We start from the raw sequence: 7,237 nt of genomic DNA, 5'->3' as shown, positions 1-7,237 counted from the left end.
CGAGCCGTACCCGCGCCATGACGGCGGCACCGACCACCGGGGCGGCGACGGCCAGGGCGACTCGGCGAAGATGCGGTGGTCGTCCACGACCAGGACTCGGATACGAACCACGAAACCCCCTTCCCCAGGCTCCGCGTGGAGCAGGGGATCTGCGCGGGTGATCTGCACGGGGACGACACTCGCGGAAAGGACACCCGTCCGCGCGGCCGCCGCCGTCGCGGAAACTGCTACCCCCACCACGGGCGCCGAACCCGCCTGTCTCGCCCCCTGATCGGCACCGGCCCCCACCGGTGCTGTTCCTCAGAGTACGGATGGGAGACGACAGCGGAAGGTGATTTGCAGAACTGGCCGTCCGGCGCGTTTATGGTGTGCCGCATGTTTCGTATTGAGGCGGAAGTCGACAAGGACCGACGTGATCTGCTCCGCTCGCGGCTGCGGGAGACCAACACGGCGGCCTCCCCCGTGATGGCGGCCCTGCGCGGCACGCCCGGCGAACGCGAGGTCCCGCTGCACGTGTGGGCCCTGGACACCGCCGGCGACCTCGCGGGCGGCCTGGTCGGCCACACCTGGACCAGCTGGCTGCACGTCGCCTACCTGTGGGTCGACGCCCGCCACCGCGGCACGGGCCTCGGCTCCCAACTGCTCGCCGAGGCCGAGCGCATCGCCGCAGCCGACCGCGCCTGCACTGCGTCCCGCCTGGAGACCTGGGACTTCCAGGCACCGGAGTTCTACCGGAAACAGGGCTACGAGGTGGTGTCGGTGATCCCCGACTACCCGCCGGGCATCACCGAGTACACCCTCACGAAGCACCTGACCTGACCGCGGTCGCTCCACCGGCATCCGACAGACCGTCAGCCCCGCGCAGGTGTACGGGGCTGACGAGACCGGCGAACGGGTCAGGCCAGCCGCCGGGCCCCCGCCGAGGGGACCGCCTCGAAGACGCGCGGTGCCGTGTGGCCGGCCGCGGCGAAGGCCTCCCGCACCGCCTTGGTGAGGGTGTCCACGTCGGACGCCTCGGCCAGGACGATCGCCGAGCCGCCGAAGCCGCCGCCGGTCATCCGGGCGCCGAGGGCGCCGGCCGCCAGCGCGGTGTCGACGACCAGGTCCAATTCGGGGCAGGAGATACGGAAGTCGTCGCGCAGGGAGGCGTGACCCTCGGTCAGGACCGGGCCGATGGCACGGGTCTCGCCGGCGTGCAGGAGCTCCACCACCCGCTCCACCCGCCGGTCCTCGGTGACGACGTGCCGGACCAGCCGGCGGACCTCCTCCTCGTCGCCGAGCCGGGCCAGGGCCGCGTCGAGTTCGGCGTACGGGACGTCACGGAGGGCGTCGACGCCCAGCAGGGCCGCGCCCTTCTCGCAGCCGGCCCGGCGCTTGCCGTACTCGCCGCCGCTGTGGGCGTGCTTGACCTGGGTGTCGACCACCAGCAGACGCAGGCCCTCGGCCGCCAGGTCGAAGGGGATCTGCCGCTGGGAGAGGTCACGGGTGTCGAGGAAGAGGGCGTGGCCCTCCCCGCAGCACGCCGACGCCGTCTGGTCCATGATCCCGGTCGGCGCGCCGACGTAGACGTTCTCGGCGCGCTGGCACAGCCGGGCCAGCTTCCAGCGCCGCAGGCCGAGGCCGTACAGGTCGTCCAGCGCGAGCGCGATCACCACCTCCAGGGCGGCGGAGGAGGACAGGCCCGCGCCGGTCGGGACGGTCGAGGACAGATGGACGTCCGCGCCGGTGATCTCGTGCCCCGCCTCGCGCAACGCCCAGACCACGCCCGCCGGGTACGCCGTCCACTCCCGGTCGCTCCCCGGGGCGAGCGCGTCCAGGGACAGCTCCACGACCCCGCCCTCGACGTCCGCCGAGTGCAGGCGCAGCAGACCGTCCTCCCGGCGGGAGACCGCCGCGACCGCCTGGTGCGGCAGCGCGAACGGCATCACGAACCCGTCGTTGTAGTCGGTGTGCTCGCCGATCAGGTTGACCCGGCCCGGCGCCGCCCACACTCCCTCCGGCCGCGTCCCGTACAGCTCGGTGAAGCGCTCCGCGACCTGCTGTGCTGCCCCCACTACTGCCCCCTGGCGATGTGTTGTGCGAACTCCCACGCGTCCGCGACGATCCCCGCGAGATCCGCGCGGGTCGGGTTCCAGCCCAGTTTCTCGCGGGCCGTGTCCGCCGAGGCGACCAGGACCGCCGGGTCGCCGCCCCGGCGCGGGGCGACCACCTCGGGGATCGGGTGGCCGGTGACCTCGCGGACGGTCTCGATGACCTGGCGCACCGAGAAGCCCTCGCCGTTGCCGAGGTTGCAGATCAGGTGCTCGCCGGGCCGCGCGGCCTGCAGGGCCAGCAGATGGGCCTCGGCGAGGTCGGCGACGTGGATGTAGTCGCGGACGCAGGTGCCGTCGGGGGTCGGGTAGTCGTCGCCGTAGACGGAGATCGCGTCGCGCCGGCCCTGGGCGACCTGGAGGACGAGCGGGATCAGGTGCGACTCGGGGTCGTGGCGCTCGCCGTACGTGCCGTAGGCGCCCGCCACGTTGAAGTAGCGCAGGGAGACCGCCGCGAGGCCGTGGGCACCGGCCTCGCTGGTGATCATGTGGTCGACGGCGAGCTTGGTGGCGCCGTAGGGGTTGGTCGGCTTCGTCGGGGCGGTCTCCACGATCGGGACCTGCTCCGGCTCGCCGTAGGTCGCCGCCGTGGAGGAGAAGACGAGCCGGCGCACGCCCGCGTCGCGCATGGCGCCGAGCAGGGCCATGCTGCCGGCGACGTTGTTGTCCCAGTACTTCTCGGGCTTCACCACCGACTCGCCGACCTGCGAGGACGCGGCGAAGTGCAGCACGCCGTCGTAGGAGGGGTCGAGCCACTTGGCGGCGTCGCGGATGTCGCCCTCGACGAAGGCCGCGCCGGCCGGGACGCCCGCGCGGAAGCCGGTGGAGAGGTTGTCGAGGACGGTGACCTCGTGGCCGGCCTCCAGCAGGTGCTGGGACACGACACTGCCGACGTAACCCGCGCCACCCGTCACCAGGTACTTCATGAACTCGCTACCTCTCGCAGTCGCTCGGCCGCGCGCTCCGGCGGCACGTCGTTGATGAACACGCTCATGCCGGACTCGGAACCCGCGAGAAACTTCAGCTTGCCGGAAGTGCGGCGGATGGTGAAAAGCTCGAGGTGGAGCGCGAAGTCGTCGCGGGTCACACCGTCGAACCCCGCCAGCGGGCCGAACGGGGCCTGGTGCCAGCCCGCGATGTAGGGCGTCGGGGGGTCGTCCACGGAGCCCTCCCCCGCGTCCCGCCCGCCGAAGATCCGGTCGAAGCGCCTCAAGAGTTCCAGATAGACCTGGGGGAATTCTGTGCGCGCCGCCTCGTCGAGCGCGAGCAGATCCGGCACCCGGCGCTTCGGGTACAGGTGGACCTCGTACGGCCAGTGCGCCGCGTACGGCACGAAGGCCGCCCAGTGCTCACCCTCCAGGACGACCCGCTCCCCGGCCAGTTCCCGCTCCAGGACGGCGTCGAACAGGTTCTCCCCGCCGGTCGCCTCCTTGTGGGCGGCGAGCGAGCGGAGCATCAGCGCCGTGCGGGGCGTGGTGAACGGGTAGGCGTAGATCTGGCCGTGCGGATGACCGAGGGTGACACCGATCTCCTCGCCCCGGTTCTCGAAGCAGAACACCTGCTCGACGGAGGGCAGGTGCGACAGTTCCGAGGTGCGGTCCGTCCACGCGTCGAGCACCAGGCGCGCCTGCTCGTCGCCGAGGTCGGCGAAGGACGCCTCGTGGTCGGAGGTGAAGCAGACGACCTCGCAGCGCCCGGAGTCGCCGGCGAGCGAGGGGAACCGGTTCTCGAAGACGACGACGTCGTACGAGGAGTCCGGGATCTCGCTGAGCCGGTCGACCCGCGTCGGGCACAGCGGGCACTCGTCGGCCGGCGGATGGTAGGTGCGGCCCTGCCGGTGCGAGGCGACGGCCACGGTGTCGCCGAGCAGCGGGTCGCGGCGGATCTCGGACGTGGTGACCGTACGGTCCAGCGGGCGGCGGTCGACCGCGTCGCGCACGGTGTCGTCCCGAAGGTCGTAGTAGATCAGCTCACGACCGTCGGCCAGCCGGGTCGAGGTCTTCTTCACGCCGGACTCCTTGGTCAGCCCCTGAGGGGTGTCCGCACCCAATCACTCAACACAATCAAACATAACAGACCACAACCAGACAACGTCTAGGATCATCACAATCAAACAAAGAACATCAACAGAAGTGTTCAATATCTGAACGTAGAGGCGTAGGTTCCGCTCTGATCAGTTCGCGCAACGAAGCGAGTTCCTCATGCAAACCCCCACATACGCACACACGTATCTGGCGGCGGGCCTACGGCTCCCCACCAACTGGCTGGACTACACGATCCTGGCGATCTACTTCGTCGTCGTGCTCGGCATCGGCTTCGCGGCGCGTCGGTCGGTGAAGACCAGCCTGGACTTCTTCCTGTCAGGACGCTCGCTGCCCGCCTGGATCACCGGCCTCGCCTTCATCTCGGCGAACCTGGCGGCCACCGAGATCCTCGGCATGGCCGCCAACAGCGCCCAGTACGGCGCCTACACCGTGCACTGGTACTGGATCGGCGCCATCCCCGCCATGGTGTTCCTCGGCCTGGTGATGATGCCCTTCTACTACGGCAGCAAGGTCCGCTCGGTCCCCGAGTTCCTGCTACTGCGCTTCGACCGGGCCGCCCACCTGCTCAGTTCGATCCTGTTCGCGTTCGCGGCCATCCTGATCGCCGGCGTCAACCTCTACGCCCTGGCGATCGTCGTGCAGGCCCTGCTCGGCTGGCCCCAGTGGGTCGCCATCGTGGTCGCCGGCGCCTTCGTGCTCGCGTACATCACCCTGGGCGGTCTGTCCTCGGCGATCTACAACGAGGTGCTCCAGTTCTTCGTGATCCTGGCCGCGCTCATCCCGATCACCGTGCTCGGCCTGAAGAAGGTCGGCGGCTGGCACGGCCTGACCGACAAGCTCACGGCGAGCCACGGCCACGACTTCACCACCGCCTGGGGCGGCACCGGCATCGGCAGCGCCAACCCGCTCGGCGCCAACTGGCTGACCATCGTCCTCGGCCTCGGCTTCGTGCTGTCCTTCGGCTACTGGACCACCAACTTCGCCGAGGTGCAGCGCGCCCTGTCCGCGAAGAACCTCTCCGCCGGGCAGCGGACCCCGCTGATCGCCGCCTACCCGAAGATCTTCATCGTCTTCCTGGTGATGATCCCGGGCCTGGTCGCCGCCGCGGTCGTCCCGCACTTCGGCACCGCCGGCTCCGGCTACCAGTACAACGACGCCATCCCCTACCTGATGCAGGAACTGCTGCCCAACGGCGTCCTCGGCATCGCGGTCACCGGTCTGCTCGCGGCCTTCATGGCCGGCATGGCGGCCAACGTGTCGTCCTTCAACACCGTGTTCACGAACGACATCTGGGCCAAGTACGTGATGCCCGGCCGCGAGGACTCGTACTACGTCCGCTTCGGCCGGCTGATCACGGTGGTCGGCGTGTGCGCCTCCGTCGGCACCGCGTTCCTCGCGTCCTCGTTCTCGAACATCATGGCCTACCTGCAGACGCTGTTCTCCTTCTTCAACGTGCCGATGTTCGTCGTCTTCATCGTCGGCATGTTCTGGAAGCGGGCGTCCGCCAAGGCCGGCTTCTGGGGCCTGCTCGCCGGCACCGTCACCGCGATGGTCAACTACTTCGTCCTCTACAAGAAGGGGATCATCTCCATCCCCTCCGACCAGGGCGCCAACTTCGTCTCCGCGATCGCCGGCTTCGTGGCCGGCGCGGTCGTCATGTTCCTGGTGTCCCTGTTCACCCGGCCGAAGCCGGCCGAGGAACTGCGGGGCCTGGTCTACGGCACCCGCTCCCCCGGCATGTCCGAGCCGCCCGCCCCCGGCGACGACGCCTGGTACCGCCGGCCCGCCCTGCTGGGCTGGGGCGCGGTCGTCCTGGCCGCCGCCTGCTACATCCCGTTCTCGTTCTGACGCGGGAGGATCGAGGAAACCATGTCCGAGCACTCCGAACACCCCCGCCGTCCCGACCACTACACCGAGGACCACGTCGCGCGGGAGGTCGCCGAACTGCAGAGCAGGTCCGCGACCGCGGCCCGCATCTTCGACCTGCGCCGCATCATCGGCGGCCTCTTCGTGGTCTACGGCGTCATCGTCACGATCACCGGCATCACCGACTCCCAGTCCGCGATCGACAAGGCCCAGGGCGTCAACATCAACCTCTGGACCGGGATCGGCATGCTCCTGCTGGGCGTCTTCTTCCTGGCCTGGCTGAAGCTGCGCCCCACTCCCCCGCCGCTCCCCCCGGAGGGGCTGCCGGAGGGGAAGGGGGACGACGAGTAGGCGCCGCCGCCCGCGGGCGCGCGGGGGCCGATCAGCGCGGCCCCCGCGCCCCTTCGGGCGCCTACTCCGGACGGGCGTCGAGCGGTCCCGCCCGGTCCAGCAGGCCCGTTCGCGCGGCCAGCGCCGCCGCCTCCAGCCGTGAGCCGACGCCCAGCTTCATCAGCACCCGCTGCACATGCGTCCGTGCCGTACTCGGCGCGATCCCCATCCCGGCGGCGATCAGCCGGGTGTCCTCGCCCTCGGCCACCCTGACCAGCACCTCCACCTCCCGCGGCGTCAGCACCTGCAACAGCCGCTGAGCCTCGTCGTCCGGCTGCGCGGCAGGGTTGAGCAGCTCGCCGAAGGCCCCCTGCAGCAACTGCGGGGCCACCGCCGCCTCGCCCGCCCGCGCCTTCATGATCGCCCGCTCGACGCCCTCGATCCGCTCGTCGTGCCGCACATACCCGGACGCGCCCGCGGCGAAGGCCGCGGCGATCCCCCGCGGCGACGGCACCGGCCCCAGCACCAGGACGGCCACCTGAGGCCGCTCCCGCTTGATCTTCACCACCGGGTCGAAGGCCCCCGGCTCGGCCGGCGCCGCCGTGCCCAGCAGACACACCTCCGGCGCCCGCGCGATCACCAGATCCGCCGCGCCCGCGGCCGGCGCCGCCGCCGCGAGCACCCGGTGCCCGCGCAGCTTCAACGCGGACGCCAGCGCCTCCGCGAGCAGGCGATGGTCGTCGACGACCATGAGCCGCACTCCCATAGAGCAACCCCCCAGTCCCCCCCATGGATGCCCCACTATGGACGCCCACCGGTTCCGAAGGACAGAGGGCCCCCCGGCACCTCGCATCCATGCCCCCGGAAGCTACACGCTTGTTCGACGTCGCGCTGCCCCAAATGATG

Annotated in this window: 7 protein-coding genes; 3 read left to right on the top strand and 4 right to left on the bottom strand. The window is 70.7% G+C overall.

The genetic code is table 11. From position 1 onward, the window contains the following. Nucleotides 1-363: 363 nt before the first annotated feature. Nucleotides 364-819, top strand: a complete 456-nt coding sequence (locus ACWEN3_RS37195; protein WP_452980362.1) for a GNAT family N-acetyltransferase — start codon at nt 364-366, stop codon at nt 817-819. 77 nt (nt 820-896) lie between these two features. On the opposite strand, the gene galK is transcribed toward ACWEN3_RS37195, so the two are convergent. Genes galK through galT form a run of 3 tightly spaced genes read right to left on the bottom strand, consistent with a single transcriptional unit; the run spans nt 897 to nt 4,098 of the window. Continuing rightward, complete coding sequence (gene galK / locus ACWEN3_RS37190) at nt 897-2,054, bottom strand: galactokinase (RefSeq protein WP_452980359.1); 1,158 nt, start codon at nt 2,052-2,054, stop codon at nt 897-899. After that, entirely contained in the window at nt 2,054-3,016 is a 963-nt protein-coding gene (galE, locus tag ACWEN3_RS37185) for a UDP-glucose 4-epimerase GalE (RefSeq protein ID WP_452980356.1), read from the bottom strand. The genes galK and galE overlap by 1 nt, the downstream gene beginning before the upstream one ends. After that, nucleotides 3,013-4,098, bottom strand: coding sequence for a galactose-1-phosphate uridylyltransferase (gene galT, locus ACWEN3_RS37180; protein WP_452980353.1), 1,086 nt, complete (start codon nt 4,096-4,098; stop codon nt 3,013-3,015). The genes galE and galT overlap by 4 nt, the downstream gene beginning before the upstream one ends. A 193-nt stretch (nt 4,099-4,291) precedes the next feature. Between galT and ACWEN3_RS37175 the strand changes: the two genes are divergently transcribed. Together ACWEN3_RS37175 and ACWEN3_RS37170 are read left to right on the top strand one after the other, a co-directional pair. After that, nucleotides 4,292-5,983: a sodium:solute symporter family protein gene (locus ACWEN3_RS37175; RefSeq protein ID WP_452980350.1), complete on the top strand. Its 1,692-nt coding sequence runs from the start codon at nt 4,292-4,294 to the stop codon at nt 5,981-5,983. Between the two features lie 21 nt (nt 5,984-6,004). Then, on the top strand, nt 6,005-6,352 hold the full coding sequence (locus ACWEN3_RS37170) for a hypothetical protein (RefSeq protein ID WP_452980347.1): 348 nt from the start codon (nt 6,005-6,007) through the stop codon (nt 6,350-6,352). A gap of 61 nt (nt 6,353-6,413) precedes the next feature. On the opposite strand, the gene ACWEN3_RS37165 is transcribed toward ACWEN3_RS37170, so the two are convergent. After that, nucleotides 6,414-7,097 carry a helix-turn-helix transcriptional regulator gene (locus tag ACWEN3_RS37165; RefSeq protein ID WP_452980344.1) on the bottom strand — a complete coding sequence of 228 codons (684 nt, stop codon included), beginning with the start codon at nt 7,095-7,097 and terminating at the stop codon, nt 6,414-6,416. Nucleotides 7,098-7,237: the final 140 nt, after the last annotated feature.

It is taken from the genome of Streptomyces sp. NPDC004561 (genome assembly GCF_053602155.1).
The sequence above is the reverse complement of the archived record's forward strand: the minus strand, read 5'-3'. Positions and strand labels throughout refer to the sequence as shown.